The following is a 26330-nucleotide window of genomic DNA, read 5'->3' as shown; positions in this document are numbered from 1 at the left end:
GGATCCGATGTCGGACAACGCCGCCGCCGGCGCCATCACCGCTTTGCCCGTCGACTGCCACGTCGAGCGCGTCACGCTCGTGGAGCACTACACCGACCGGCTCTTCCGCTTCCGCACGACGCGTCCTTCGTCGCTGCGCTTCCGGTCCGGCGAGTTCGTGATGATCGGCCTGCCCGGCGGCGAGCGCCCGGTCTTCCGCGCCTATTCCATCGCGAGCCCCAGCTGGGACGACGAGCTCGAGTTCTTCTCGATCAAGGTCCCCGGCGGCCCGCTCACCGAGCGCCTGCAGCGCATCGAGATCGGCGACGAGATCCTGATCAAGAAGAAGCCCACGGGCACGCTCGTCCTCGACGCGCTGGCGCCCGGCAAGCGGCTCTACATGCTCTCCACCGGCACCGGCATCGCGCCCTTCGCGAGCCTCATCCGCGATCCCGAGACCTACGAGAAGTTCGACGAGGTGATTCTCACGCAGAGCTGCCGGCGGGTGGCGGAACTCGCCTACGGCGAGAGCACCGTGCGCGAGCTCGTCGAGGATCCCCTCGTGGGCGAGATCGCCGCGCCGCGCCTGACCTTCTACACGACGGTGACGCGCGAGCCGCACCCGCACCCCTTCCGCATCACGGATGCGATCTCGTCCGGCCGGCTCTTCGCCGATCTCGGCCTGCCGCCCCTCGATCCCGCGACCGACCGCGTGATGATCTGCGGCTCCATCGAGATGACGAGGGATTGCCGCGCGCTCTGCCAGGCGGCGGGCCTCGAGGAGGGCTCGAACGCCAAGCCCGCCCACTTCGTGGTCGAGCGCGCCTTCGTCGGGTGAGCTCGGCTCACTCCTCGATCAGGTCCAGGAACTCCAGCACCATCGCCGCCGTCCAGCTGAAGCGCCCGCCGCCGAGCGGGCGCCCGTCGAGCGGGTCGAAATATTCGGCGAAGCCGCGCCGCGCCACGAGCGCGAGGCCGTCGCGCGCGATCGCCGTCGCGGCGTCGACGTGCCCGTGGCGGGCGAGGCCGTCGAGGATCATGCGGTTGGCGACGAGCCAGAGCGGGCCGCGCCAATAGCGCAGGCGATCGAAGCGCGGATCGGCCGGGTCGTGGCTGGGGACCGGGTGGCGCGCGCGTGCGCAGACGGTCTCGATGCGCTTCGCCAGGACGGCGGCGCGGGCATGTCCCGGCTCCAGGGCGAAGAGCGGCAGCAGCCCGCCGATGGAGGCGCTCTCGACGAGCGCGCCCGCCGCCCGGTCGAAGCAGGCGTATTGCCCGAGCCCCTCGTGCCACAGGCCCTCCAGCGCCGCGCGGCCTGCGGCGGCGTGGCGGGCGGCCTCCTCCGCGATCGCCGGCTCGTCCAGCGCCTCCGCAAGCGCAGCGAGATCCTCGGCCGAGCGGATCAGGATCGCGTTGAAGCCGGGATCGACGACCTTGAAGGGCGAGGCCTCGTGCAGCGCCCCGTGATCCCAGCCGAGCCCGCGGAAGATCTGGACGAGCCGCAAATAGCGGTCGTACTCGGCCTTGGTCGGGCGCTGCGCGGCGTCCACGTGGCTCGTGTCGCGGCGCACGTACTCGCCCACGCCCTCGGGCGAGACGCGCGCGAGGGCCTCGTCCCAATCCATCGAATTGTCGCGCCCGCTCTCCCAGGGATGGAGGATCGCGACGAGGCCGGTGGCCTCGGGGTCGCGGGTCGCGTGGAACCAGCGGTGCCAGGCGGCGATCCGCGGCAGGAGCGCCTTGGTGCGGGCGGCGGCCGCCTCCCGGTCGGATGCCGTCTCGTAGAGGCGCCGCAGGCAGAAACCCGCGACCGGCGGCTGGGTGATGCCGCTCGTCGGCGTCGCGCGGCGCGTGTCCCACACGTCCGGACCCGGGAAGTAGCTCTGCGCGTCGGCGTGGAAGACGATGTGGGGGACGAAGCCGTCCTCCCATTGGTGCGCGAACAGCGTCTCGATCTCGCGGAAGGCGCGGTCCTCGTCGATCCGCGCGAGGCCGAGCGCCACGAGGCAGGAATCCCAGTTCCACTGGAACGGGTAGAGCCCCTTCGTCGGGATGGTGTAGGCGCCGAGGTCGTTCTCGCGCAGGATCGCGATCGCCTCGGCGCGCAGGCGGTCGTCGTCGCGGGGGGAGGTCGTCATGGCTACGGCTTCTCAGGAGGGCACGAGGGAGCGGTCGATGGCGGTCTGGCTCGTCGGGTCGAACCAGCGCACGCGCTCGGGGCGCGGCGCGAGCCGGAGGGTCTCGCCCGGGCGCACGACGAGATCGCTTTCCAGCACGACGCGGAAATGGTGGCCCGCGACGTCCATCGTCACGAGCTGATGCGCGCCGAGCGGCTCGACGACCTTGACCCGGCCGGTCAGGCCGGTCTCGGCGGGCGTCAGGTCCTCCGGGCGCACGGCGAACTCGATCGTGTGCGCATCGATCGCGGGTCCCGGCATCGTCAGGCCCGCGACCTCCCAGCCGGCCGTCGTGCGGGTCGCCGGCAGGAAGTTCATCGGCGGATTGCCGATGAAGCTGCCGACGAAGCGCGTCGCGGGATCGCGATAGACGTCGAGGGGCGAGGCGTGCTGGACGATGTGCCCGCCGTGCATGACGGCGATCCGGTCGGCGAGGCTCATGGCCTCCACCTGGTCGTGGGTGACGTAGATCGTCGTCGTCCTGCTCTCCTGGAGCACGCCCTTGAGCTCGGCGCGCATCTCGAGGCGCAAGAGCGCGTCGAGGTTCGAGAGCGGCTCGTCCATCAGCAGCACCTCCGGCTCCATGGCGAGCGCGCGCGCCACCGCGACGCGCTGGCGCTGGCCGCCGGAGAGCTGGCCCGAATAGCGCGCGAGCAACTGCTCGATGTGCATCATCGTGGCGGCGCGCCGGACCTTCTCGTCCACCTCGGCATTGGGCATCTTCTTCATGCGCAGGCCGAAGGCGATGTTCTCGAACACGGTGAGGTGGGGGAAGACGGCGTAGTTCTGGAAGACCATGGCGATCTTGCGCGCCCGGGGCGGCAGCGGGTCGACCCGCCGTCCGCCGATGGCGATCTCGCCCCGGCTCGCGGTCTCCAGCCCGGCGATGCAGCGCAGGAGCGTCGTCTTCCCGCAGCCGGACGCGCCGAGCAGCACCAGGAACTCGCGGTCCTCCACGTGCAGGTCGATGCCGTGGAGCGCCGTGAAGGAGCCGTAGGACTTCTCGAGGCCTGCGACGGTGATCTCAGCCATGGGTGCGCTCCTTCGAAGGTGGCAGGAGGCGTGTGCGCTCGCCCCCACCCGTCTCGCTGCGCTCGCCGACCGCCCCGTGGGGCGGTGTCGGGTCGGCGGCCGTCGTCGACGTGGTTGCGAGGCGTGACGCCGCGATCTCCCCGTAGGGGAGGTGGGCCGCGCAGCGGACCGGAGGGGGCGAGGAGAAGGTGGCCGGGCTCGCGCTCATCGGTTGGCGATCCCCCACATGGCGAAGAGGTACTTCCTCACCGCGAAGAGGAAGAGGAGGGCGGGCAGCACCAGCACCGCCGCGCCTGCGAACTTGAGGTGGAGCGGGCTGACGTTCAGGCTCTGGAGGAGGAAGGCGGTCAGCGTGCGGTTCTCGATGGTCAGCACCGCGGCGGCGAAGACCTCGTTCCAGGAGACCACGAAGGCGAAGACGGCCGAGGCCGCGATGCCGGGGCTCACCAGCGGCAGAACCACTTTCACGAAGGCCTGGAGCCGCGTGCAGCCGAGCGTCCAGGCCGCCTCCTCGAGCTCGAAGGGCACGCCCATGAACAGCGAGGCCGTGATCAGGACGGCGAAGGGCATCGCCAGCATCGTGTGGACGAAGGCGAGGCCGAGGATCGTGTCGTCGAGCCCGATCTGGATGTAGGCGACCGCCAGAGGGAGAGCGAGGAGCGGCAGCGGGAAGGCGCGCGTCATCAGGACGAGGATGCGGAAGGCGTTCTTGCCCGCGAAGTCGAAGCGCGCGAGCGCGTAGCCCGCGGGCGCGCCGATGACGATGGAGAGCACCATCGTGATCGCCGCGACCATGACGGAATTCAGCAGCGCTTCCGCGACGCCGCGATACCCCGCGAAGAAGGCGAGGCTCTCCATGGCGAAGGAGGGCACGAAGCTCTTGGGCCAGCCGGAGACCTCCGAGGGGGTCGAGAGGGCGTTGACCAGCACGAGATAGATCGGGACGAGCACCCACAGGCACAGGATCGTCACGACGGCGGCGACGAGCCAACGCTTGGCGCGGGCGAGATCGAGGGCGCGGGCGATCTCGTCTGAGGGCGCCGCGCCGTGGGCGGGGAGGGGGGCCGTCGCCGTCATGCGCGCGCCTCCTCGGGGGTGCGTAGCCACCACAGGAAGACCAGCGTGGAGGCGATGGAGATGCCCAGGATCACCAGGGCGTAGGAGGCGGCGACGCCGCGGTCCTGGAGCTGGAACTCCCAGGCGTAGGTCTCGCCCATCAGCATCGGCATCGAGGTGCCCGCGAGGGCGGCGACGACCGCGAAGACCTCGAAGGCGAGGATGGTGCGCAGGATCAGCGCCGTCTGCAGGCTGGGCTTGAGCAGCGGCAGCGTGACCTTGACGAAGCGCTGCCAGGGCGAGGCGCCGAACACCTCGGCCGCCTCGTTGTATTCCTTGGGGATGAGGCCCATGCCGGCGACCAGGATCACGAGCATGATCGCGGTCGCGCGCCAGATCTCGGCGATGGCGACGGCGACGAAGAGGCCGAGCGTGTTCTGATAGGAGAGGCGCGCCACCGGGCTGTCCAGGAGCCCGAGATGGTAGAGGAACGAGTTGAGGAAGCCGTTCTGCTCGAGGATCGCGAGCCAGATGATGCCCGCCGCGAGATCCGATATGCCGAGCGGGATCGTGAAGACGTAGAGCACGAGATCGCGCCCGCGGCCCATCTGCGTCACGATCTGCCCCATGAAGAGGGCGAGCGCGAGCTGCAGCGGCACGACCACGGCCGCGAGCAGGATCGTGTTCCACAAGGCCGTGTCGAACTTCCAGTGCCCGGCCATGCGGGCGAAGTTCGCGAGACCGACCTCGTCTCCCCGCGTGAACGCGATCACCGCCACCTGCACCGCCGGATAGAGGAAGAAGGCGGCGAGGAAGAGGGCGGCCGGCGCGAGCAGGAGGTAGGGCAGGGCGCGCGAGGGCATGGATCGGCTCCTCGGAAGCGCGCGACGGCGCTCCCGCGTCAGCGGGTGGGGACCCGGGCCGCACGATGTGCGGCCCGGGTGGCGAGGCTCATTCCACCGGGCAGGGGCCCTCGGAGGCGGCGTCCGGCGCCCAGCACGGCGCGCCGGCTTCGTCGACGATGCGGCGCAGCTCCTGCGCGCCCTCGTCGAGCACCTGCTCGATCGGCTGGCCGGCGAGCACGATGCGCTCGAACGTGTCCACGTAGACCTGGTTGAACTGGCCGCCGAGATCGCCGAGACCCACCGGCAGGAGGCCGGGATTGGCGTCGGGCGCGCCGGACTGGAGCGCGATCGCGGCGCCCGCCGCGCGCACCGACGGCGGCATGTCCTCGGGCAGCTCCACGTCGACGACGGGGAAGAAGTTCGTGGCCCGCAGCGTCGCGATCTGGGTGTCCGGCTGGAGCATGTAGCGCACGAGCGCGAGGCTCGCCTCCTGGTCCGGCGCCGTCGCGGGCACGGCGATGCCGGCGACGACCGGCATGAAGCCGCGGCCCGTCGGGCCGGCGGGCGCGGGGAAGGCGATGAAGTCGTCGGGGCGCTGGTTGAAGGCTTCCGCCAGGCGCGCCGTGTGGTCGATGGCGACCCAGACCTCGTCGGCGAGAAGCGGCTCCTGCATGAAGTTGTAGGAGGTCGAGCGCGGGTTCGTGACCTCCCACAGCTCCTTGACCGTCTCCCACATCGCCACCGCGTCGTCGGAGCGGAACCGCGTCACCATGGAATCGGTGAAGGACGGGTAGAAATAGCCCTGCACCACGCGGTGGCGCAGGCCCTGCGGGCCCGCCGGCAGGCCGATTTTCGGCGAGCCGGTGGCCTCTTCCATGGCGCGGCCCCATTCGATCAGCTGGTCCCAGGTGAGCGCGTTCACGTCCGCGCCCTCGGGCAGGTGCTCGAGCGCCGCGCGGTTCGCCGCCATCAGGTAGGTCGCCTGCATCCAGGGCACGTAGCGCTGCTCGTCGGTCCCGAGCCGGCCGAGCTCGACGAGCGCCGGGCTCGCGGCGGAGACGTCGATGGCGGAGAGATCGGCGAAGGCGTCGGCGAAGGCGGTCAGCTCGCCATGGAGCGCGCCGACGACGGCGATGGTGCCCTCGTTCGCCTCGGTCTCGGCGCGCAGGCGCGTGATGAAGGGCCCGGCGTCCTGCGGCTGGTAGTCGACGGCGCCGCCCTCGAAGCCGGAGAGAACCTCTTCGCGCATGCCCTGCGCCTCCTCGACGGGCCGCGCCTGCGTCGACCAGAAGAGCAGCTCCTGGGCGGCCGCGGGGGCGGGCGCGGAGGTCGCGGCGAAGGCGGCGAGCGTCAGGGTGGCGAGGGCTGAAGTCGTCGTCAGGTGGCGTCTCATGTCGTGTCCTCCCGTTACGGTGTCTGGTGTCGGTCTCGGGTGTCCGTCTCGCGAAGGCCTCTTTGCGGGCCGTCTCTTCCGCGATGCGGGATGCGGCCCGGCGGCCGCCGGCGCGCGCTAGGGGCCACGTCCTCCCGGCGCCGGGCCGTGGCTGTCGCGCGCGATGAAGTCCGCCGCGACGAGCCTCGGCTCGACCGCGGCGGGACCGTTGGCGATGACGTCGAGCAGCATGCGCGCGACGTCGACGCCGCATTCGTGGATGCGGGCGTCGAAGGTGGTGAGGCCGGGCCGCGCGAAGGACGAGACCGGCAGGTTGTCGAAGCCGATGACGGAGAGATCCGCCGGGACGGCGATGGAGCGCTCGCGCGCGGCCTCCATCAGCGCGATGGCGAGCGTGTCCGTCATGCACAGGATCGCGGTGGGCCGCTGGCTCGCCGGCATGTCGAGGACGCGCGCGATGGCGGCGGCGAGCGCCTCCCGATCGCCGCGGGGCGCGGCGGCGACGGCCTCCGGCGCGAGCGCGAGACCCGCGTCGCGCAGCGCCGCCTCGAGGCCCGCGCGGCGGTAATGCACGAAGGTCATCGGGTCGGAGAAGGTGACGAGCCCGAAGCGGCGGTGCCCCAGCGCGATGAGCCGGCGCGCGGCCTCGGCGAAGGCGGCCTCGCCGTCGGTGTCGAGCCACACGTGAGGCCGGCTCTCGCCGAGCACGCGTCCGTGCAGCACGAAGGGCACGCCGCGATCGACGAGGAAACGCACCCGCGGGTCGTCGCAGGTGGTGCGGCTGACCACCATCCCGTCGACCTGGCCCGCGTTCACGACGTGGGCGAGGACGTCGAGCTCGTCCTGCCGGCGCGTCGCGGTGGTGAGCGCGAGGTCGCGCCCGGCCTCCGCCAGCGCCTCGCCGAGCCCCATGACGAACTCGCCGAGGAAAGCGTCGATGAACTGCGCGTCGCGCACCGGCACGACGAGGCCGACGAAGCCGGTCTGGCCTGATTTCAGCGCGCGCCCGGCGCGGTTGGGGACGTAGCCCGAGCGCGCGGCCGCCTCGCGCACCCGCTCGCGGGTGGCCGGCGAGACGTCGGAATAGCCGGCGAGCGCGCGCGACACCGTCGTGATCGACAGGCCGAGCTCGCTCGACAATTCCTTCAGCCGCGGTTGACGGCGCTCCATGACGCCTCTCCTCCCACGCGTTTCCTCCGGCTCGCGGACGCTCCCGAAACGTTTCGGATCGCGAATGCGAGACGCTACGGCGGCACCGTCTGCGCGGCATTCGTCCGAAACGTTTTGGAAGAGTGCCGCCGCGATCCCGGGCTGTCAAGCGCCGGCTTCCCCTACGCGGGCGAGAGTGGAGTGAGCGGCACGTCGCGCGGGACGTAGAGCGGGTGGCGCGGCGCGCCCGCTTTCGTCAGGCCGAGATGCCAGAGCCGCGCGCCGGCTCGCCCGAGGAGCGCGATCGTCGCCGCGGCCCGCGCGGGGTCGGCGTGGACGCCCCAGGCGCAGACGACGTCGCGTCCCTCTCGGGCCAGGGCGGCGAGGTGCGCCGCGTTCTGCGGGCCCACGGGATCGGGATGGGCGGCGAGCGCCCGCGGGTCGCTCGCCCGCAGCGCGTAGAGGTTCGCCACGACGATCGGCCCGAAGCCGAAGCCGCGCGCGAGGATGCGCACGCGCCGGATCGTCGGGTCGTCCCGGTCCGCGTCGGCGGTCGACGGGTTGAGCATGACGAAGGCGACGGGCCCGCCGCTCGTCTCGTCCGGCGCATCGCGCTCGAGCCGGTAGCGGTAGGTCCCGCAGGCGGAGAAGACCGCCCTCACGGCGCGGGGTCGACGAGCGCCTGCGTCGGCGTCACGTCGAGCGCCGGCGCGCGAGCGGCGCGGGTCTCGCCGATGCCGAATCCGGCGAGGAGGACGAGGCCGAGGAGCCCGAGCCGGGCGAGGGTGGCGCAGGCGGTGGCGCGTAAGCGGCTGGAGGAGGGGAGCGACATCGGAGGGCTCGGCGGGAGGGCGGGGTGCGATCCCCGCGACATTACGGTGGAAATCCTGAGCGGAGCCTGAACGCACCCCGATCCAGCCGTTTTCGTGGCCGAATCGGATTCCTTTCGCCGCCAACCGATTCTCTGCGGGTGGATCCCGCCGCCAGCGCCTTCAAAACCTTGAAAACGAGTGGCTTGGCGCCGCTCGCGCAGCCCCGGTGGGAGGCCGTCGGCCGGAGCGGGCCGTCGCGGCGCCGGCGCAATTCCCCGCAAGCTCTTGTGGATGGCCAGCCGGCGAAGCTTTCCCCCGCGAGGCGCCCGCGTCACGCTGCGGGCTCGGAAAATTCGAACGCTGAGAACGGCTTAACGGGCCGTCTTCGAACTATCCACAATCTTAACAGCCCACACCATATCTAGGGCTGGGGACGAGCCGCAGCACTAGGTGTTGACGTCCGCCCCGGCTGGTGACAGCTTTCCCTCGTCCGACCGACACGAGCGGCGGCGGGCCGGAAGGCCTCACGTCGGGCGACATCCAGAACGGATGCGGCATCCCATCACGCGCGAGCCCAGATGCTCGCGCGAACGGGTCCGCGCGCCTGTTCGGGAACCCGCGCGGCGTGACGGCGGTGACGAGGAGGGGGCGACCGGCACACGGTCGCTCGGGCTGACAACGGGGTCGCATGCGGCGACCCGGCGAGAACCAGGGATACGGGACGATGCGGATCGAGCGGCGATACACCAGTGCGGGGCGTGATCCCTATGCCGGCATCACCTTCCGGAAGGCGACGAGCGAGATCCGCAATCCGGACGGCTCGGTCGTGTTCCGGCTGGCGGACATCGACGTGCCGGAGACCTGGTCGCAGGTCGCCTGCGACGTCCTCGCGCAGAAGTATTTCCGCAAGGCCGGCGTGCCGGCGCGTCTCAAGAAGGTCGAGGAGAACGACGTTCCCTCCTTCCTGTGGCGCTCCGTCGCCGACGCGAAGGCGCTCGCCGAGCTCCCCGAGGAGGAGCGCTACACCTCCGAGGTCTCCTCGCGCCAGGTCTTCGACCGGCTCGCGGGCTGCTGGACCTATTGGGGCTGGAAGGGCGGCTACTTCACCTCGGAGGAGGACGCGGCCGCGTTCCTCGACGAGCTGCGCTACATGCTCGCCAACCAGATGGTGGCGCCGAACTCGCCGCAATGGTTCAACACCGGGCTGCACTGGGCTTACGGCATCGACGGTCCCTCGCAGGGCCATTACTACGTCGACTACAAGACGGGTAAGCTGACGAAGTCGAAGACCGCCTACGAGCACCCGCAGCCGCACGCCTGCTTCATCCAGTCCGTCGAGGACGACCTCGTCAACGAGGGCGGCATCATGGACCTGTGGGTGCGCGAGGCGCGCCTGTTCAAGTACGGCTCCGGCACGGGCTCGAACTTCTCGCGCCTGCGCGGCGAGGGCGAGCGGCTGTCGGGCGGCGGCAAGTCGTCGGGCCTGATGTCCTTCCTCAAGATCGGCGATCGCGCGGCGGGCGCCATCAAGTCCGGCGGCACCACGCGCCGCGCGGCGAAGATGGTCGTCGTCGACATCGACCACCCGGACATCGAGGCCTATATCGACTGGAAGGTGAAGGAGGAGCAGAAGGTCGCCGCCCTCGTCACCGGCTCCAAGCTCAACGCCAAGCACCTCAAGGCCGTGATGAAGGCCTGCATCAATTGCGAGGTCGAGGGCGACGCCACGGGCGAGGCCTGCTTCGACCCCGAGAGGAACCCCGTCCTCAAGCGCGAGATCAAGCTCGCGCGCCGGGCGATGGTGCCGGACAACTACATCAAGCGCGTCATCCAGTTCGCGCGCCAGGGCTACACCGAGATCGACTTCCCCATCTACGACACCGATTGGGACTCGGAGGCCTACCTCACCGTCGCCGGCCAGAACTCCAACAATTCCGTCTCCATCACGGACGACTTCCTGCGCGCCGTCGAGCAGGACGGCGACTGGTCGCTGACCTGGCGCCAGACCGGCAAGACCAAGAAGACGCTCAAGGCCCGTGAGCTGTGGGAGAAGATCGGCCACGCCGCCTGGGCCTCGGCGGATCCCGGGCTGCACTTCAACACCACGATGAACGACTGGCACACCTGCCCGGCATCCGGCCGCATCCGCGGCTCGAATCCGTGCTCGGAATACATGTTCCTCGACGACACGGCCTGCAACCTCGCCTCCGCGAACCTGCTGCAGTTCTGGCACCGCGACGCCAAGACCTTCGACGTCGAGGGTTTCGAGCACCTCTGCCGGCTGTGGACCATGGTCCTCGAGATCTCGGTCCTGATGGCGCAGTTCCCCTCGAAGGAGATCGCCGAGCTCTCCTACCGCTACCGCACGCTGGGGCTCGGCTACGCCAATATCGGCGGGCTCCTGATGACGATGGGCCTGCCTTACGATTCCGACGAGGGCCGCGCGCTCGGCGGGGCGCTCACCGCCATCATGACGGGCGTCGCCTACGCCACCTCCGCGGAGATGGCCTCCGAGCTCGGCGCCTTCCCGGGCTATGCCGACAACGCGGATCACATGCTGCGCGTCATGCGCAACCACCGCCGCGCGGCCCATGGCGAGAGCGCGGGCTACGAGGGGCTGTCCGTCACCCCCGTCCCGCTCGACCACGCCTCGTGCCCGCAGCCGAACCTCGTGGACCGCGCCAAGGCGGCGTGGGACCGCGCCCTCGCGCTCGGCGAGACGCACGGCTACCGCAACGCCCAGGCGACCGTGATCGCGCCCACCGGCACGATCGGCCTCGTCATGGATTGCGACACGACCGGCATCGAGCCCGATTTCGCGCTCGTGAAGTTCAAGAAGCTCGCCGGCGGCGGCTACTTCAAGATCATCAACCGCGCCGTCCCCGACGCCCTGCGCACGCTCGGCTATCGCGAGCACGAGATCGCCGAGATCGAGGTCTACGCGCTCGGCCACGGCTCCATCGCCCAGGCGCCCGCGATCAACCCGACGAGCCTGAAGTCCAAGGGCTTCACGGAGGAAAAGATCGCGGCCCTCGAGGCGGGCATGAAGTCGGCCTTCGACATCAAGTTCGTCTTCAACAAGTGGACGCTCGGCGAGGACTTCCTCACGGGCACCCTCGGCATCCCCGCCGAGCGGCTCGCCGACCCCGCCTTCGACCTCCTCGCCCATCTCGGCTACTCGAGGAAGGACGTCGAGGCCGCCAACATCCACGTCTGCGGGGCGATGACGCTGGAGGGCGCGCCGCACCTGAAGCCCGAGCACTACCCGGTCTTCGATTGCGCCAACCCCTGCGGGCGCGTGGGCAAGCGCTACCTCTCGGTGGAGAGCCACATCCGCATGATGGCGGCGGCGCAGCCCTTCATCTCGGGCGCCATCTCCAAGACCATCAACATGCCCAACGAGGCCACGGTCGAGGATTGCAAGAGCGCCTACATGCTCTCCTGGCGCCTGGCGCTGAAGGCCAACGCCCTCTATCGCGACGGCTCGAAGCTCTCCCAGCCGCTCAACGCCGCCCTCATCGAGGACGAGGCGGAGGAGGACGAGGCGGCGGACGCCGTCGAGGCCCTCATCGCCAAGGCCGCCCCCGCCCGCGCGGCGGAGGTCGCCGAGAAGATCGTCGAGCGGGTGATCGAGCGCGTCGAGCGCGTGCGCGATCGCGAGAAGCTCCCCGGCCGCCGCAAGGGCTACACCCAGAAGGCGAACGTGGGCGGCCACAAGGTCTACCTGCGCACCGGCGAGTACGACGACGGGCGCCTCGGCGAGATCTTCATCGACATGCACAAGGAGGGCGCGGCCTTCCGGGCGATGATGAACAACTTCGCCATCGCCATCTCGCTCGGCCTCCAGTACGGCGTGCCGCTCGAGGAATACGTCGAGGCCTTCACCTTCACCCGCTTCGAGCCGTCGGGCTTCGTCACGGGCAACGAGTCGATCAAGAACGCGACCTCCATCCTCGACTACGTCTTCCGCGAGCTCGCGATCTCCTATCTCGGCCGCTACGACCTCGCCCATGTCGACCCGAGCGAGATCGGCCACGACGTGCTCGGCAAGGGCGAGAGCCAGTCGAGCCTCTCCGAGCAGGCCCCCGCGCCGAGCCCGGCCGCCACCTTCGTCTCCCGCGGCTTCACCCGCGGCAAGACCGACAAGCTGATGCTCATCCCCGGCGGGGCCGGGGGCCCCGTGCCCCAGCCCCTGGTGATGGCGCTCGCCCGCGACGCCGGCATGCCGGGGTCGAGCGGCGGCGCGCGCACGGCGACGGCGCTGAAGGCCGAGCCGGTGGCGGAGCGGGAGCTTGCGGCTGCTTCTGCGGCGCCGAGCGAAGGTGTGAAGATGGGGTTCTCCAGCGCAGACGCTGGTGTTGCAAGCCGCCGAGCAGAGGCTCGCTTGAAGGGCTATGAGGGCGAGGCGTGCCCGGAGTGCGCAAACTTCACACTCGTCAGAAATGGTACTTGTCTAAAATGCGACACCTGCGGTGGCACTACCGGGTGCTCTTGAATCTAGGCGACTGCGTCCATGCTCTTCCGCAACTACAAAGCTCGGCATATATGGGCGGAGGAGCGCCTTTACAGCAGGGCAGCATCGCTTCGGCACTACGCGTTGGGCGTCCTGGAGTCGAATTTCGATGTAGCAGAATTCATCGAAAGCGCATTGCCACGTTTTTTCGGGGGAAGAAAGACGCATGTAGTGGCGATGATAGAGGAATGCGGCGCGCCGGCTTACGCGGATCTCGTGAACCTCAGTGTTCATGTCGACTCGGATATCCTGCGCGACGCGAGGCTTGGTGATGCCGAAAGCAGGTTCGCGTTGGCGCACGAGTGCGCGCATTTAGTTCTTCATGAAGGAGACGCGCATTTCTTCAGTCAACAAGGTGAATTTGCCGTCAAAGGCGCGGAGCCTTGGCAGACCACTGAATGGCAAGCGGATCGATATGCCGTTGGACTCCTTGTTACAGAAGATGAAGTAAAATCTCTGAGAGAGATTGAGCGAATAGTTGAGGTATGCCAAGTGCCGGAATGGGTTGCGGTCGAGCGTCATGAAGCTGTGTTTTCATCACGTTGCCTGCCACCTGGTGCGCTTTGCCGGAAATGTGGCGATTTTCTTTCGAGCATGTCGTCAACTTCCGGCGCTTGCTCATCCTGTGAGAGGCAAAGCAGATAATTGAAGCGCCGCATTAGAAAAAAACATGGGCACGCGGGAGTCTCTGGCATCAGTTCTGTAGCGACGTCTTTCATGTTTAAACTGGTGAGGAAGCTACTGAGGCGGTGCCATCGAGTGGGCTTCAGAACGAACAAAGAACGTGTCTCCATTCGCGCTGTCACGAAATTGCAATGGAGAATCGTTTTCCCTAGGTGGCCGGCTGTCGATTGGTGTGGAAAACAATGTGGATGGGACCAATATGGCTTGTGCGCATTTGGGACCTCCGATCTGTTCAGTGGTACTAATCAGTATGGCGCGACGAATCGATCGTGCAGCCATGCTCCGCGGAGGCGCTGATGGACGAGATCACTGAAGGCCTTACGATCGATCAATTCTGGGCCAAGATTAAGCAGCTCGGGCTTGTGCGCCACTCCGAGGGGCGAACGAGCGTCTACAAGAGCTTGAGGACAAACGATTTCGTTCACGTCCTCGATCCGGTCACGCTTACCGCTGCGGAGCGCGAGGACGAGATTCGTCGCCTCGGCGAACTCTGCGATTAATGATGTTCGAACGCGCGGACCTGCTCGTCGTCTAAAGTCGCTTGAAATTTCAGCGTGTCGTCGTCTGCCTCACTCGGCAGTGCTGTGACTAACACCGCACCGAATTGTGCTGTAAGAAGCTCTTCAATTCCGATTGGAACGTCTGATATAAGGCGGATTCGATCTAAGTCCGTCATTGCGAAGCCCGGTAGGTCGGAGCTTCTAGCGAAATAGCGTCCGCTCTCTCCTCTTTCGATCGTCACCGATATCGTGCGGCTGTGCATCGCTCTCTCCCGTCCCCGCTGCTCCGGTAGCGATAGCATGTTTCTCGCAGGGGCCGGCCATAGCTTGGTTCGATGAGAAACGCAACAGGCTGCCAGTCCCTACATGTTGGGGCACGATTCTCGCCCACACACAAGAGAACACCCAATTTCCCCATTATCAACAGGGTCACCATGATAGCCGCTCACGCAAACTAACTTTCCACAGAGAGATCGTAGCCCAGACAACAACGGTGATCCGTTCCATCGAGCTCATTATCGGCCAGCACCAGAATCGAGTTCAGGCATCCGATCGATCGCAATCCAACAGCACCAGGGGTTGATAAGGACCGGCATCCTCAAACTTAGTTTCATTTGGATGTAGGCTGGCGCTGATGCGCTCTTCGGAATGTATGTTGAAACAATTGCGCGTAGCGGCGCTGACGTGCTCTTAGCCTGTCACGTGCTCGACGAGCGGGTTAGCTACTTACGATATTTTAGCAGCGTTGGAACAAAAGCTGCACTAGGAAAATTCCGAAATTTTTCGAGTGAACGTTCTGCCGATTGCACGGTTCAGGCTTTAGGGGCGCATGTTGCGGGCCTCTGCTACCGGAGAATACCGGAGCGCGTCTGAGCCAACTGAGGTGCATCCATGGGCAGTAAGAGGAGAAAGCGACGAGTGCGGCCTCCTAATCGAGGGAAGCCAAGCTGGATCCGATTGATACCACTTGTTCTCGCGGTCGCTAATCTGCTGATACAAATTTCAATTGTGTGGCCGATCGCGTAGGTTGAAATGCCTCGCGCCCGCAGGCATCCGCCTGCGGGCGCGGTGACCTGCGCTGCGCGCGTCGGCGAAAGCCGAGGCACGACGGCTCCAGGGGGATGACGGGTTCTCGACTCAACAGGGGGCGAGGGCTTGTGGTATGGTGCAGCTAGGCAATAAATTCTGTCACACTGTTGCTCGCCTCTACTGGCCTAACCCGAAGAGGATACCTGAATGGATGCCGCTGCGGAGAGGGATGAAGTCGCGGCCATTCTTTCTTTCTTCTCGGCTAAGCGGAAAAGCGAGATAAGGAGGCTTGCTCGTAACGCCGTGTTCACACGCCCGGCGCTTGCTCAAATTGTCCTCGCATGCAAGCAAGGTTTTCTTCCATGGCAATACCACTTGCTTAAGCGAGATTTTGTGCCGAAGCACTTAGACCCCTCAGCTGAGGAGCTGCTCGCTCTATGCAGTACCGGCGTAGGTTCCGTGTTGAGTGGAAGAGCGGATAAAGCTGCCACAAAGATAGCGACCACCTTTAAGGAACGCAGAGTCCTGAGGGGTCATCTGTTTATCCGCCTCGATGAGTGGCACTTGATATATTTCGACCAACGCGACGCGCAGCGGCGCGGAAACCACTGGGCGGCGGGACCACACGTACACTTTATCAGTCATCTTTGGCCACGCGTCACAGTTGGGCAGCTGATAGCTGAGTTCCAATCGGAAGATCCACAAATAAGCGGCTCGCTGCATGTCCGGTACGATCGCTGTGACGATCGGTGATCCTCGCCCCTCGCGGCCCACCGTCAACACCCACCATCCTGCCGGGCGCGACGGCTCCGGGGGGGATGACGGGTCCCCGACCCACCAGGGGGATGGGTACGGGGTCGAGGGGCTCCCCTGTGCCGGCGCTCGCCGGCAGAACCCCTTTCCCCGCGGGAGAGGTGCAAGGGGGCGGCCTGTGCGCTCGGTGCCGGCGGAGCGGGGGCGGGCGTCGGCCGGGGCGGGGCAGGCCCTCACCCCAACCCCTCTCCCGAGGGGAGAGGGGCTATTCCCCCTGCATCAGGTCTCCACCGCCTTGACCACCCGCATCAAGCGGAGCAGCTCCTCCTCGCTCATCCGGTGAAGCAGCACCTGGATGCGGTGGAGGAGGCGCGCCTTCTCGGGCGTGGGGGTGACGGGTGGCTCGACGGCGAAAAGGGCCGCGGGCTCGACGTCGAGCGCGTTGGCGACCGCGTCGATGCGCTTGAACGACAGGCCCATCTCGCCGCGCTCCATCCGTCCGACGGAGTTGACGGCCATCCCGGCTTTCTCCGCGAGAAGCGCTTGGGACCAACCCCGCGCGTTGCGCGCGGCCCTCACGTTAGAACCTAGCAATTCCTTGAGCGTCACGCCGAGTCTCCACCTCGGCGCGAAGCTGTGCGGGAGTGCCGATCAGCGAAAGAACGCGAGAATGGTCAGCTTGCTTGGCTAACCCTTCTGACGTAGGTTTTCCGTCATCCCGCCGACGGAACGAGGCCCATCCCATGTCCGCCATCCTCCACCTCCTCCTCTGGATCCTCGCCACCGCCGCCCTCATGCTCGCCACGTATTGGCTCGTCCGCCTCCTCGAGCATCTGCGCCTGCGGCGGCTGCCGCCGGAGGAGCGGGCGGCGTCTCTCGCGCGGCAGGCGCGGGCGATCGAGCGGGAGCGGGTGCGCGGCGGCGGCAGCCCCTGACGCGGGCGGCGAGGGGAGGGGTGTCGGGAAAGGGCGCGCGGGAACCGCCACGCTCGGTCGGCGTTCTCGCCCCCGAATTCCCCGTCACCCGAGGTTCGGGAGGTCCCCCGTGATCCGCTCTCTTCTCGTTCTGGCCGTCGCCGTCGTGGTCGTCGTCGGCATCCTGGTGTCCTTCGACTTCGTCTCGCTGAGCCCCCAGGCGGAGCAATCCCTCGAAGGCGCCCGCAACTCCGTCGGCCAGGCGCTGGAAGGCGCCGGCGAAGCCCTCCAGGACGGCACCGCCATCGACCGCTGAGGCGCCGGGCGCGGCGACCCGTCCGCCTCACTCTTGTGCGTCACCCACCCTTGCGGGTCATGAACGCGATCTTCTCGAACAGCGACACGTCCTGCTCGTTCTTGAGGAGCGCGCCGTGGAGCGGGGGGATGAGCTTTCGCGCGCTCGTCTCGCGCAGCACCTCGGGGGCGACGTCCTCGACGAGGAGCAGCTTCAGCCAATCGAGCAGCTCGGAGGTGGAGGGCTTCTTCTTCAGCCCCGGCGCCTCGCGAAGCGCGAAGAAGACGTCGAGCGCCTCCTTCACCAGCCGCTGCTTGATGCCGGGATAATGCACCTCGACGATGGCCGCCATGGTCTCCGGGTCGGGGAACTTGATGTAGTGGAAGAAGCAGCGGCGCAGGAAGGCGTCGGGCAGCTCCTTCTCGTTGTTGGAGGTGATGACCACGATCGGCCGGCGCGCCGCCTTCACGGTCTCGCCGGTCTCGTAGACGTGGAATTCCATCCGGTCGAGCTCCTGCAGGAGGTCGTTGGGGAACTCGATGTCGGCCTTGTCGATCTCGTCGATGAGGAGCACGGGCCGCTCGGGCGCCGTGAAGGCCTCCCACAGCTTGCCGCGGCGGATGTAGTTTGCGATGTCCGACACGCGCGGGTCGCCGAGCTGGCTGTCGCGCAGGCGCGAGACGGCGTCGTACTCGTAGAGCCCCTGCTGCGCCTTCGTCGTCGACTTGATGGACCACGTGAGGAGCGGCGCACCGACCGCCTTGGCGATCTCCTCCGCCAGCACCGTCTTGCCCGTGCCGGGCTCGCCCTTGACGAGGAGCGGGCGCTCGAGCGCGATCGCGGCGTTGACGGCGACCGAGAGATCCTCGGTCGCGACGTAGTCGGCGGTTCCGGCAAAGCGCATGGGGCGGCTCTCGTGGACGATGCGGGACGGGTGGGGGCGGGTGGTGCGTCCGCGTTTGTCCCACGCGCAGGCGGTGGGCGCAACGCGTCGCGATGGCCGGGAGCGCCACCTCCCCGCAGGGGAGGACGACGACCCGAGGGTCGGAGGGTGGGGTGGGGGCGGGCCAGTGTATCGGATTACGGAGCGGCCCCACCGTCCGCTTCGCGGACTCCTCTCCTGCGGGGAGGATGCGGCTGACGGTATGGGGTTGCATTTCGCCCCGCTTGTGCTACGGTCCAGCGAGAACAAAACAGGATCATCGCCCATGCCCAGACAAGCCGTCGGCCGCCCGTCGAGCACCGTCTCCACCGCCACGGCGCAGCGGCTGCGCTTCGAGGCGACGCCGCAGGAGCGCCGGATGTGGGCGGCGCTGCGTCGTCTGCGGCCCGCGGGCTATCATTTCCGCCGGCAGGTGCCGATCGGCCCCTACGTCGTCGATTTCGCCTGCCTCAAGGCGCGTCTCCTCGTCGAGATCGACGGCGCGCATCACGGCGAGGCCCCGTTCGAGGCGCGCGACCGGGCGCGCGACGCCCATCTGCGGCGCGAGGGCTTCCGGATCGCCCGCTACTGGAACGGCCAGGTGCTGCAAGAGCTGCCCGACGTCATGGACGACCTCCACGCCCGCCTGACCGACCCCGAGCGCTACTGGTCCTGAGGAAAACGCCGAAGAGGAAAACGCCGAAGACGGGCGCGACGCGTCTCCTCCCCGCAGGGGAGGACGACGACCCTTGGGTCGGAGGGTGGGGCGGGGGCGGGCCGGCATGCAGGACGACCGAAACGCCCCCACCGCAGGCTCCCCCCTCCGGAAAGGTCGCGCGCCCGCCACCACCCGTTCACCCTGCGCGGACTTCCCCGTTCCCCCGGGGCGCGGGTGCTGCTAGAGGTCGCGCCGGGAGCGGGACCATGAACGCATCTGAGACACGTGCCGAGGAGATCCTCCTCGGCCTCTTCGACCGCGAGGGCTACGCGCCGCTCGAGCCGCCGGTGCTGCAGCCGGCGGAGGTGTTCCTCGACCTCTCGGGGGAGGACATCCGCCGGCGCATGTTCGTCACGAGCGACGCGCAGGGCGCGGAGCTGTGCCTGCGGCCGGAATACACGATCCCCGTCTGCAGGGCGCACCTCGCAGCCCACGGCACGGGGAGCGCCGCCTATTGCTATCGCGGGCCGGTCTTCCGGCTGCGCGCCGGAGAGACGGGGGAGTTCCGCCAGGCGGGCATCGAGTCGATCGGGCGCGCCGACGTCGCCGCCGCGGACGCGGAGGTGCTGGCGCTCGCGCTCGAGGCCCTCGACGCGCTCGGTATCGCCCATGGCGGCGTGAAGCTCGGCGACGTCGGCCTGCTCGAGGCGATGATCGACGCGCTCGGCGTCGCGCCCGCGACGAAGAGCCGGCTCATCCGCGCCATCGTCTCCGGCCACGCCGCGACGATCCTGGAGGCCGAGCCCGCGCCCGATCTCGTCGAGCATGCCGGCCTCCTCGCCGCGCTCGAGGGGCAGGATCCGCAGGCCGCCCACGCCTTCGTCGAGGACGTGCTCGCCATCGCCGGGATCAGCACGGTGGGCGGGCGCAGCGCCGGGGAGATCGCCGAGCGCTTCCTCGCCCGCGCGGGGCGGCGCGGCAACGGCCTCTCGGCGGAGGCGCGCGACGTGCTCTCGGCCTATCTCGCAATCTCGGGCGATCCCGACGACGTCGCCGGGCGCGTGCGCGATCTCGCCGGCCAGGCGGGGCTCGCCGTCGAGCCGGCGCTGGCGCTCTTCGAGGAGCGCACCGGCTTCCTCGCGGCGCGCGGCGTCGACGTCTCGGCGCTCGCCTTCCGCGCGGATTTCGCGCGCAACCTCGACTATTACACCGGCTTCATCTTCGAGGCCGTGTCGACCGGGGAGAGCGGCGGCAAGCCGCTCGTCGGCGGCGGGCGCTACGACCGGCTCCTCACGCGGCTCGGCGCGCACGAGCCCGTGCCGGCGGTGGGCTGCTCGTTCTGGATCGACCGCATCGCGGCAAGCCCGGAGGTGGCCCGATGAGCGCCCGGATGAGTGCTCCCCTCGTCATCGCCGTTCCGTCCAAGGGGCGCCTGCAGGAGAACGCGGCCGCCTTCTTCGCCCGCGCCGGGCTCGCCTTCCAGCAGAGCCGCGGCGCGCGGGACTATCACGGGATCATCGCCGGCCTGCCCGGCGTCGTGGTGAAGTTCCTCTCCGCGAGCGAGATCACGACCCAGCTCGCCACCGGTCAGGCGCATCTCGGCATCACCGGCGAGGATCTCGTGCGCGAGCAGGTGGAGGACGCCGACCGGGTCGTCACGATGCTCACGCCGCTGGGCTTCGGGCAGGCGAACGTCGTCGTCGCGGTGCCGCAGGCCTGGATCGACGTGCGCACGATGAGCGACCTCGACGAGGTCGCGGTGGACCTGCGCGTGCGCCACGGGCGCAAGATGCGCGTCGCGACCAAGTACGTGAACCTGACGCGCCGCTTCTTCGCGGAGCACGGGCTCGCCGATTACCGAATCGTCGAATCGCTGGGTGCCACCGAAGGCGCGCCGGCCGCGGGCGCGGCCGAGATCGTCGTCGACATCACGACGACGGGGGCGACCCTCGTCGCCAACGCGCTCAAGGTGCTCGACGACGGGGTGATGCTGCGCTCGGAGGCGAACCTCGTCGCCTCGCTGCGCGCGGATTGGACGCCCGAAGCGCGGGCGGCGGCGCGCACGATCCTCGGCCGGATCGCGGCGGAGGAGGAGGCGCGCACCACGCGTGAGGTCCGCGCGCGGATCGCGTCGGATGCCGCCGAGGCGGCGATCGCCGCTGCGGAAGGTCTCGGCGCGCGTGCGCCCTATGGCATCACGGCGCCGGAGGTCGTCCTGCACTGCCCGAAGGCCGAGGTCTTCGCCCTCGTCGACGCCCTCGTCGCCTCCGGCGGCGCCGACGTGACGGTGCGCAGCCTCGACTACGTCTTCCGCTCGGAGAACCCGCTTCTCGCCCGCCTGGAGGCGAGGCTCGACGGCCAGGCCTGACGAAAGGGCGTTTCGCCAAAAAAAGGCCGCCCGGTGAGCGGGCGGCCTCGAAGTATGCGGCGCGCGCGGGAAGGGGGAGCGCCGCGGGAAGGAAGCTCATGACCGAACTTCGATGAGGCTTACGCCCGCCCCGCGCAGGCGGATCACGCGAGCCCCGCAATTTCTTGCGTGCGGGCGCGGGTCTCATTAATGTCCCGCGCGTCTCGTCAGACCGGAGTTTCCCGCCCATGACCGTGTCGCGCCTCGCGACCTTCGCCCTTCTCGCCGCGCTCGCCTATGCGCCGCAGGGGCTGGCCCAGGGCTTCGGTCCGCCCGACCCGTCCCAGCAGCCGCAGCCCGGCAGCGCCGTGCCGCCGCCGATGATGCCCAAGCAATTCCCCACGGGCGTCACCTTCGAGGCGGCGAGCCTCAACGGGCGCGCCTTCGAGGGCGAGCGCCCGGCGCTGACGCTGGACGAGACGCTGCGCCTGCGCGGCTTCTCGGGCTGCAACAATTATTCGGCCACCGCCTATCCCCTGCGCGACCAGGGCTTCGCGGTCGGGCCGTTCGCGCTGACGCGGCGGGAGTGCGACAACGCCACGATGCAGAAGGAGCGCGGCTTCCTCGAGGCGCTGCGCGCCGCCCAGCGCTGGGACACGGAAGGCCCGCGCCTGACGATCCAGGGGCCGCGCGGCGAGCTCGTGCTCGAACGCGCGCTCTGAGGCGGTGAAGCGCGGATCCTCCATCGGGCTGTTCGGCCGGTTCGGCCGCTCGGAGGACCTGCGGCGCCTCGACGAGGCGCTTCGGCGCGTGGACGTCCATCCGGCGATCGTGCGCGAGCCGATCAAGCTCGCCGCCGTCTCGCTGATGAAGGACGAGGCGGGCGGGGCGGAGCCCTCGCCCTTGGCCTACGGGCCGGCGGCGGAGATCCTCGCCTATTGCATGGTGGGCCCGGAGGCCTTCCTCCACGCCAACGGCGAGGCGGCCCTCGAGCGGGTCGAGGCGCGGGTCGAGCGCGCGCTGGAGGAGGGGGAGAGCCTGGATGCGCGACTCGTTCTCCTGACGATGCACGCCGGCGCCATCCAGCCCGGGGTCGTGGCGCGCTTCGGGCTCGAGGCCGATTGAAGCGTCGGCACGCGTGGACACCCCGTAGAGGCCCGGGAATGGTTGCGAATCCCTCCCGAATCCCTTGCGCCGGCCGGCGCCGTTCGGCATGGTGCGTTTGAAGTGACAAACGGGCGTTCGTTCGAAGGAACGCCCCGGCGAGCGGGAAAGAGACGATGGGCGTCGAGGGCAGGGAGCGCACGCGTGAGCTCGAGGCGGGAGCGCAGGTGCTCTCGGGACAGCTCGGCAAGACGATCCAGCGGCTGCGCAAGGCCTACAATCTCTCGCTCTCCGAGCTCGCCGAGCAGTCGGGCGTCGCGAAGTCGATCATCAGCCAGATCGAGCGCAACGAGACGAACCCGACGCTGGCGACGATCTGGCGGCTGTCCCAGGCGCTCGACGTCTCGATCGAGCGCGTGCTCGCCACCGTGGACGACGAGCCCTTCATCCAGAAGTCCTCGCGGCCCGACACGCCGATCCTGGTCTCCGACGACGGCAAGATGAAGCTCGCCATCATCGGCTGGATCAAGACCGTCGAATGGCTGCAATGGTACGACATCACCTCGGACCCGGGCGGCGTCCTCGATTCGGACGCGCACCAGCGCGGCTCGGTGGAGCATCTCTCGGTGCTCGAGGGCGAGTTCGAGGTGGAGGTCGCGGGCGTCGTGCAGCGGGCGCGCAAGGGCGAGACCCTGCGCTATCGCTGCGATCGGCCGCACACGGTGCGCTGCGTCGGCGACGAGACCGGGCGCGCGACCATGGTCTGCATCCTCAAGGCCGCCGTGATGGAGTGAGGCCGCCGGCGAGACCTCCCTCGCCGCTCCCTCAGCCCGTCTGGTTCGTCGCGACAGCGAGGAGGCGCGTGCGTTCCGGCGGGGCCGGGATGTTCTGGGGCGCGAAGACGTGGCGTTCGAGGAAGAAGCCCGTCAGCGCGAAGCCCTGCGCGATCTCCTCGGGCGTCGGGTCCTCGCCGTCGTCACGCGCGCCCAAGAAGGCGGGAAGGGGGAGGAGGCGCTCGGCATAGGGCGCGCCGGCGTCGCGCGAGACGGCGCGGCCGGTCCTGGGCGAGACGTAGACGAGATCCTCGCTCGTGCCGGTCACGGCGCAGCGGCCGAGATCGAGCCCGAAGCCGAGATCCGCGAGCAGGACGAGCTCGAACGCAACGAACAGCCGTGGCGAAAGCTCGGGATCGTCGAGATGCGTCACGAGCGCGTCCGCCGCGGCGTAGAGGCCCGGATGCGGATCGCGCTCGGGCAGGTGGCGCAGGAGCGCGCTCATGGTCGCGAGCCCGTAGAGCGCGAGGCGCGAGGCCATCAGCGCTCCCGAGCGCAGGGTGACGCCCTCCAGCGTGTATGTCCCCATCTGCTCGTCGAGCCGCGCCCGCCAGGAGGCGGAGACGGTGTTGCCGGGCTGGACGACGGGAGCGAGCCGCTTCGAGCGGGCGCCGTGCACGTAGCCGAGATGCCGGCCGTGCGCGCGGGTGAGCAGATCGACGACGGCCCCGGTCTCGCCGTGGGAGCGCGCCCCGAGAACGATGCCTTCGTCGGTCCACTCCATGGGCAAACCCTCATGTGCCGACCTGCTCCCCTCTCCCCCGTGGAGAGGGGAGATCTGCAGCGCCCTGCATCGGCGTCGGGCCCTCGCGGCTCGCCGTCGGCGGCCTTCTCAACCCCGCGGGAACTCGAGCCCCATCGCCCGGTAGCGCTCCGGATCGTCGATCCAGCGCTCGCGGACCTTGACGAAGAGGAAGAGGTGGATCGGGTATTCCGCCGCCTCCGCGATGTCGATGCGCGCCGCCTGGCCGATGGCCTTGATGGTGCGGCCGTTCTCGCCGAGGACGATCTTGCGCTGGCTCTCGCGCGCCACGTAGATCGTCTGCTCGACGCGTGCGGAGCCGTCCTTGCGCATCTCCCAGCTCTCGGTCTCCACGTGGCTCTCGTAGGGGAGCTCCTCGTGCAGGCGCTCGTAGATCTTCTCGCGCGTGATCTCGGCGGCGAGCATGCGCAGCGGCGCGTCCGCGACCTGATCCTCCGGGTAGAGCCAGGGCCCCTCCGCCATCATCCCGGCGAGCGTCTCCATCAGGCGGGCCGTGCCGTCGCCCTTGAGCGCCGAGATCATGAACGTGTGCTCGAACGTGCCCTTCTCGTTGAGCTGGGCGGCGAGCGCGAGGAGCTTCGAGCGCTCGATGACGTCGATCTTGTTGAGGACGAGCATCTTGGGGCGGCGCACCTCGGCGAGCTTCTCGAGGATGGCCTCGACCTCCTCGTCGACGCCCTTGCGCGCATCGACCAGAAGGCACACCGCGTCCGCGTCCGCGGCGCCGCCCCAGGCGGAGCCGACCATCGCCCGGTCGAGGCGCCGCTTGGGCTTGAAGATGCCCGGCGTGTCGACGAACACGATCTGCGATCGGCCTTCGATCGCAATGCCGCGCACCAGCGCGCGCGTCGTCTGCACCTTGCGCGAGACGATCGACACCTTCGTGCCCACGAGCTGGTTGAGGAGGGTCGACTTGCCGGCGTTCGGCGCGCCGATCAGCGCGACGAAGCCGGCGCGGGTCGGGCCCGTCGGCTGCGCGTCCGCGGTGTCCTCTCCCTCCTGCGGGAGGTCGTCCTCATGCTCCGCCATCGGCGTCCTTCCAAAGCCCCAGCCTGACGAGAACCGCCCGGGCGCCGTCCTGTTCGGCGGCGCGCTTGCTCGGTCCCTCGCCACTGATCGTGTCCATCCCCTCGATCTCGACGCCCACGGTGAAGAGCGGAGCGTGCTCGGGACCCGAGCGATCGAGGAGCGCATAGCGCGGCGGCGGGTTGCCGCGCCCCTGCAGCCATTCCTGCAGCACCGTCTTGGGATCGCGCGGCACCGGGCGCGTCTGGCGGATCATGTCGCCGAAGCCGGCCTCCACCACGCGCCGCGCCGCCTCGTGGCCGCCGTCGACGTAGACCGCGCCGATGATCGCCTCGCACACGTCGCCCAGGATGGACTTGTTCGCCCGCGCCGCGGTGCGGCCGATGCCGTGCCCGAAGACGATGTGGGGCGCGACGTCCCAGCCCAGCGCCACCTCCGCGCAGGTCTCCTTGCGCACGATCTCCGAGAAGCGCTTGGAGAGCTCGCCTTCGTTGGCGTCGGGGTAGGTCTCGAACAGGAGCGAGGCGACGACGATGCCGAGCACCCGGTCGCCGAGGAACTCGAGGCGCTGGTAATGCGCGCCGCGGCCTTCCTTCGTCGCGCTCATGTGGGTGAGCGCTTCCGTCAGCAGCTCGCCGTCGGCGAACGCGTACCCGATGCGCGCCTCCAGGGCGCCGGCCGTCTCCTTGCCTCGCTTCTCGGCGCCCATGCCGCGCTCTCTAGCGGATCTGGTCGAGGATGCGCTCCCAGCGCACCGTCCAGGGCCATTCCCAGAGGCGCCAGGCGGAGGCGTCCTCGTCGATCGAGAAGAAGATGATCTCCGCGCGCCCGACGAAATTCTCGTAAGGCACGAAGCCGACGCTGGAGAGGTCGCGCGAATCGGTGGAATTGTCGCGGTTGTCGCCCATCATGAAGTAGTGGCCCTCCGGCACCGTGTAGACCTCGGTGTTGTCCCAGAAGCCGCGATCGCCGTCGCGCTCGATGATGAAGTGCTCGGTGCCGTCCGGCAGGGTCTCGCGGTAGCGCGTCACGCTCACCGTGCGGCCGAAGGCGTCGGTGGTCACGAAGGGCTCCGCCTCCTCGCGCTCGACGATCTCGCCGTTGATGTAGAGGCGCCCGTCGATCATCTGCACGCGGTCGCCCGGCAGGCCGACGACGCGCTTGATGTAGTCCGTGGAATTGTCCGCCGGCAGCTTGAAGACGGCGATGTCGCCGCGCTGCGGCTCGGATCCCCACACGCGCCCGTCGAGGACGGGCGGGCCGAACGGGATCGAGTAGCGCGAATAGCCGTAGGAGTATTTCGAGACGAAGAGGTAGTCGCCCACGAGCAGCGTCGGCACGAGCGAGCCCGAGGGAATGTTGAAGGGCTGGAACAGCAGCGTGCGGACGACGAGCGCGATGAGCAGCGCCTGGACGACGACCTTCACCGTCTCGAGAATGCCGCCGTCGCTCTTGTGCTTCGTCTTCACGGGGCGGCCTTTCGTGCCGGGGGCCTGCGCCTCGTCGTTCACGTCGTTCGTCAACTCGCTGGTCCTCACCGAGCCCG

At 68.8% G+C, this 26330-nt stretch carries 27 protein-coding genes; 12 read left to right on the top strand and 15 right to left on the bottom strand.

Annotation, left to right across the window (positions count from 1 at the left end; all coding sequences use genetic code 11):
* Positions 1-7: 7 nt before the first annotated feature.
* Positions 8-817 carry a ferredoxin--NADP reductase gene (locus IEX89_RS00955; RefSeq protein WP_188908541.1) on the top strand — a complete coding sequence of 270 codons (810 nt, stop codon included), beginning with the start codon at positions 8-10 and terminating at the stop codon, positions 815-817.
* 7 nt (positions 818-824) lie between these two features.
* On the opposite strand, the gene IEX89_RS00950 is transcribed toward IEX89_RS00955, so the two are convergent.
* From IEX89_RS00950 to IEX89_RS00915, 8 genes are all read right to left on the bottom strand, one after another.
* On the bottom strand, positions 825-2117 hold the full coding sequence (locus tag IEX89_RS00950) for an MGH1-like glycoside hydrolase domain-containing protein (RefSeq protein WP_188908539.1): 1293 nt from the start codon (positions 2115-2117) through the stop codon (positions 825-827).
* A 12-nt stretch (positions 2118-2129) separates the two neighbouring features.
* Entirely contained in the window at positions 2130-3188 is a 1059-nt protein-coding gene (locus tag IEX89_RS00945) for an ABC transporter ATP-binding protein (protein WP_188908537.1), read from the bottom strand.
* Positions 3189-3392: 204 nt separating this feature from the next.
* Positions 3393-4265, bottom strand: a complete 873-nt coding sequence (locus IEX89_RS00940) for a carbohydrate ABC transporter permease (protein ID WP_188908535.1) — start codon at positions 4263-4265, stop codon at positions 3393-3395.
* A complete protein-coding gene (locus IEX89_RS00935; RefSeq protein ID WP_188908533.1) occupies positions 4262-5107 on the bottom strand; it encodes a carbohydrate ABC transporter permease in 846 nt (281 codons plus the stop codon). The genes IEX89_RS00940 and IEX89_RS00935 overlap by 4 nt, the downstream gene beginning before the upstream one ends.
* Positions 5108-5195: 88 nt before the next feature.
* Positions 5196-6482 (bottom strand): ABC transporter substrate-binding protein, encoded by a 1287-nt coding sequence (locus tag IEX89_RS00930; protein WP_188908531.1) that lies wholly within the window; start codon positions 6480-6482, stop codon positions 5196-5198.
* A 117-nt stretch (positions 6483-6599) separates the two neighbouring features.
* A complete protein-coding gene (locus IEX89_RS00925; RefSeq protein WP_188908529.1) occupies positions 6600-7652 on the bottom strand; it encodes a LacI family DNA-binding transcriptional regulator in 1053 nt (350 codons plus the stop codon).
* 161 nt (positions 7653-7813) lie between these two features.
* Complete coding sequence (locus tag IEX89_RS00920; protein ID WP_188908527.1) at positions 7814-8293, bottom strand: DUF1643 domain-containing protein; 480 nt, start codon at positions 8291-8293, stop codon at positions 7814-7816.
* Positions 8290-8463: a hypothetical protein gene (locus IEX89_RS00915; protein ID WP_188908525.1), complete on the bottom strand. Its 174-nt coding sequence runs from the start codon at positions 8461-8463 to the stop codon at positions 8290-8292. The genes IEX89_RS00920 and IEX89_RS00915 overlap by 4 nt, the downstream gene beginning before the upstream one ends.
* Before the next feature lie 704 nt (positions 8464-9167).
* On the opposite strand from IEX89_RS00915, the gene IEX89_RS00910 reads away from it, so the two are divergent.
* The 3 genes from IEX89_RS00910 to IEX89_RS00900 all read left to right on the top strand — a co-directional run bounded on the left by IEX89_RS00910 (position 9168) and on the right by IEX89_RS00900 (position 14140).
* Complete coding sequence (locus IEX89_RS00910; RefSeq protein WP_188908523.1) at positions 9168-12938, top strand: vitamin B12-dependent ribonucleotide reductase; 3771 nt, start codon at positions 9168-9170, stop codon at positions 12936-12938.
* A gap of 18 nt (positions 12939-12956) precedes the next feature.
* The gene (locus tag IEX89_RS00905) at positions 12957-13601 is read left to right on the top strand and encodes an ImmA/IrrE family metallo-endopeptidase (protein ID WP_188908521.1); all 645 of its coding nucleotides are present in this window, start codon (positions 12957-12959) and stop codon (positions 13599-13601) included.
* A gap of 335 nt (positions 13602-13936) precedes the next feature.
* Positions 13937-14140, top strand: a complete 204-nt coding sequence (locus IEX89_RS00900) for a hypothetical protein (protein ID WP_188908515.1) — start codon at positions 13937-13939, stop codon at positions 14138-14140.
* Here the strand turns inward: IEX89_RS00900 and IEX89_RS00895 are convergent.
* Positions 14137-14403 (bottom strand): hypothetical protein, encoded by a 267-nt coding sequence (locus IEX89_RS00895; RefSeq protein WP_188908513.1) that lies wholly within the window; start codon positions 14401-14403, stop codon positions 14137-14139. The two genes, IEX89_RS00900 and IEX89_RS00895, sit on opposite strands and share 4 nt — an antisense overlap.
* 1798 nt (positions 14404-16201) lie before the next feature.
* A complete protein-coding gene (locus IEX89_RS00890; RefSeq protein WP_244645059.1) occupies positions 16202-16501 on the bottom strand; it encodes a helix-turn-helix domain-containing protein in 300 nt (99 codons plus the stop codon).
* A gap of 164 nt (positions 16502-16665) precedes the next feature.
* On the opposite strand from IEX89_RS00890, the gene IEX89_RS00885 reads away from it, so the two are divergent.
* Positions 16666-16857 carry a hypothetical protein gene (locus tag IEX89_RS00885; RefSeq protein ID WP_188908509.1) on the top strand — a complete coding sequence of 64 codons (192 nt, stop codon included), beginning with the start codon at positions 16666-16668 and terminating at the stop codon, positions 16855-16857.
* Between the two features lie 109 nt (positions 16858-16966).
* Positions 16967-17152, top strand: a complete 186-nt coding sequence (locus IEX89_RS00880; RefSeq protein ID WP_188908506.1) for a hypothetical protein — start codon at positions 16967-16969, stop codon at positions 17150-17152.
* Between the two features lie 40 nt (positions 17153-17192).
* Here IEX89_RS00880 and IEX89_RS00875 read toward each other — a convergent pair whose 3' ends face one another.
* A complete protein-coding gene (locus IEX89_RS00875) occupies positions 17193-18035 on the bottom strand; it encodes an AAA family ATPase (protein WP_188908504.1) in 843 nt (280 codons plus the stop codon).
* Between the two features lie 304 nt (positions 18036-18339).
* On the opposite strand from IEX89_RS00875, the gene IEX89_RS00870 reads away from it, so the two are divergent.
* The 6 genes from IEX89_RS00870 to IEX89_RS00845 all read left to right on the top strand — a co-directional run bounded on the left by IEX89_RS00870 (position 18340) and on the right by IEX89_RS00845 (position 22956).
* The gene (locus tag IEX89_RS00870; RefSeq protein WP_188908503.1) at positions 18340-18729 is read left to right on the top strand and encodes an endonuclease domain-containing protein; all 390 of its coding nucleotides are present in this window, start codon (positions 18340-18342) and stop codon (positions 18727-18729) included.
* Positions 18730-18977: 248 nt separating this feature from the next.
* The gene (locus IEX89_RS00865; protein ID WP_188908500.1) at positions 18978-20093 is read left to right on the top strand and encodes an ATP phosphoribosyltransferase regulatory subunit; all 1116 of its coding nucleotides are present in this window, start codon (positions 18978-18980) and stop codon (positions 20091-20093) included.
* Positions 20090-21079, top strand: coding sequence for an ATP phosphoribosyltransferase (gene hisG / locus IEX89_RS00860; RefSeq protein ID WP_188908498.1), 990 nt, complete (start codon positions 20090-20092; stop codon positions 21077-21079). Before IEX89_RS00865 ends, hisG begins: the two co-directional genes overlap by 4 nt.
* Before the next feature lie 227 nt (positions 21080-21306).
* Positions 21307-21780, top strand: a complete 474-nt coding sequence (locus tag IEX89_RS00855; protein ID WP_188908496.1) for an META domain-containing protein — start codon at positions 21307-21309, stop codon at positions 21778-21780.
* A 4-nt stretch (positions 21781-21784) separates the two neighbouring features.
* On the top strand, positions 21785-22183 hold the full coding sequence (locus IEX89_RS00850; protein ID WP_188908494.1) for a hypothetical protein: 399 nt from the start codon (positions 21785-21787) through the stop codon (positions 22181-22183).
* Between the two features lie 155 nt (positions 22184-22338).
* Positions 22339-22956, top strand: a complete 618-nt coding sequence (locus IEX89_RS00845) for a helix-turn-helix domain-containing protein (protein ID WP_188908492.1) — start codon at positions 22339-22341, stop codon at positions 22954-22956.
* Positions 22957-22987: 31 nt separating this feature from the next.
* Here IEX89_RS00845 and recO read toward each other — a convergent pair whose 3' ends face one another.
* The 4 genes from recO to lepB all read right to left on the bottom strand — a co-directional run bounded on the left by recO (position 22988) and on the right by lepB (position 26253).
* On the bottom strand, positions 22988-23719 hold the full coding sequence (gene recO, locus IEX89_RS00840; RefSeq protein ID WP_188908489.1) for a DNA repair protein RecO: 732 nt from the start codon (positions 23717-23719) through the stop codon (positions 22988-22990).
* Positions 23720-23827: 108 nt separating this feature from the next.
* Complete coding sequence (era, locus tag IEX89_RS00835; RefSeq protein ID WP_188908487.1) at positions 23828-24787, bottom strand: GTPase Era; 960 nt, start codon at positions 24785-24787, stop codon at positions 23828-23830.
* On the bottom strand, positions 24774-25493 hold the full coding sequence (gene rnc / locus IEX89_RS00830) for a ribonuclease III (protein ID WP_188908485.1): 720 nt from the start codon (positions 25491-25493) through the stop codon (positions 24774-24776). Before rnc ends, era begins: the two co-directional genes overlap by 14 nt.
* 10 nt (positions 25494-25503) lie before the next feature.
* A complete protein-coding gene (gene lepB, locus IEX89_RS00825; protein WP_244645058.1) occupies positions 25504-26253 on the bottom strand; it encodes a signal peptidase I in 750 nt (249 codons plus the stop codon).
* Between the last annotated feature and the right edge of the window lie 77 nt (positions 26254-26330).

The organism is Salinarimonas ramus, from assembly GCF_014645695.1.
Classification (GTDB): domain Bacteria; phylum Pseudomonadota; class Alphaproteobacteria; order Rhizobiales; family Beijerinckiaceae; genus Salinarimonas; species Salinarimonas ramus.
Note: the sequence above shows the minus strand (reverse complement) of the source record. Positions and strands in the feature narration are given on the sequence as shown.